Source organism: Actinomadura meyerae, from assembly GCF_900188445.1.
Lineage (GTDB): Bacteria > Actinomycetota > Actinomycetes > Streptosporangiales > Streptosporangiaceae > Spirillospora > Spirillospora meyerae.
Genome location: NZ_FZOR01000121.1, coordinates 1 through 1,009, shown reverse-complemented (window position 1 = coordinate 1,009; position 1,009 = coordinate 1). Strand labels below are relative to the sequence as shown.

General features: G+C 68.4%; 1 protein-coding gene. It reads right to left on the bottom strand.

Annotation, left to right across the window (positions count from 1 at the left end; genetic code table 11):
• Nucleotides 1-1,009: acyl-CoA dehydrogenase family protein (locus CHF16_RS39190; protein WP_179271939.1), on the bottom strand; the 1,009-nt coding region annotated here is incomplete at both ends.

The following is a 1,009-nucleotide window of genomic DNA, read 5'->3' as shown; positions in this document are numbered from 1 at the left end:
TCGGTCGTCACGTCCATCGCCACATCCGAGGCCAGCGCCTTGCACGCCGACGACACGAACGTCAGATCCGCGACCTTCTCCCCGCCCATCGCCCGCTCGGACTTGATCGCCGCGTGATACGTCAGCTGCCGCGCACCCTCCAGCCGCATCGCCATGTCCGCCAGCATGAACTGCACACCCTGGAAATCAGCGATCGGCTTACCGAACTGCCGCCGCTCCTTCACATACCCCAGCGCGAAATCCAGCGCCCCCTGCGCGATCCCCAGCGCCTGCGCCGCGATCGTGATCCGCGTGTGGTCCAGCGTCGCCAGCGCCGTCTTGAACCCCGTCCCCTCCGCACCGATCAGCCGATCCGCCGGAATCCGCACATCCTCCAAGATCACCTGACGCGTCGGCGACCCCTTGATCCCCAGCTTGCGCTCCTTGGGACCGAACGACACCCCCGGATCGGACTTCTCCACCACGAACGCCGAGATCCCCCGCGCACCCGCCGACGGATCGGTCACCGCCATCACCGTGTAGTACTCCGACACCCCCGCATTGGTGATGCACATCTTCGCGCCGTTGAGCACCCAGGTGTCACCATCACGCACCGCACGCGTCTTCATCCCCGCGGCGTCCGACCCCGCATCGGCCTCCGACAGCGCATAGGAGAACATCGCCTCCCCCCGCGCCACCGGCCCCAGGTACTTCTTCTTCAGCTCCTCCGACCCCGCCAGCAGCACCGGCACCGTGCCCAGCTTGTTCACCGCCGGGATCAGCGACGAGGACCCGCACGCCCGCGCCACCTCCTCGATCACGATCACCGTGGCCAGCGCGTCCGCTCCCGCACCCCCGTACGATTCGGGCACGTGCACCGCATGCAGATCGTTGGCGACCAGCGCCTCCAGCGCCTCCTGCGGGAACCGGGACTCCTCGTCCACCTCCGCCGCGAAAGGAGCGATCTTGGCCTCCGCCAGCTCGCGCACCGTCCGCCGCAGCAGCTCATGCTCCTCCGACGGCGCGTACG